The 239-nt window shown below is 66.5% G+C and carries 1 protein-coding gene; it reads right to left on the reverse strand.

All coding sequences use genetic code 11. From position 1 onward, the window contains the following. Window positions 1-239: MinD/ParA family protein (locus tag SB771_RS36790; RefSeq protein ID WP_410722258.1), on the reverse strand; the 239-nt coding region annotated here is incomplete at both ends.

Below are 239 nucleotides of genomic sequence, written 5' to 3' on the forward strand. Positions count from 1 at the left end.
GGCGAACCGCGCAAACATGGCGACGTTGTCGGCCGGACGGGTCAGCGGCGCGTCGACGACGATCATGTCGTATTGACTGCGCAGTCGTGCGAGCAGCGCGTCGAGCATGTCGGCGCCGTACAAATTGCGCGCGGGCTGCGCGTGGGTTCCGGCCGGCAGCACGTCGAGGTTCTCGTCGACGCGGCGAATCGCCCGCTCGGGATCCAGCGATTGTTTCAGTACGTCCGACAAGCCTCGGT

This window comes from Burkholderia sp. SIMBA_051, from assembly GCF_046534915.1.
Lineage (GTDB): Bacteria > Pseudomonadota > Gammaproteobacteria > Burkholderiales > Burkholderiaceae > Burkholderia > Burkholderia ambifaria.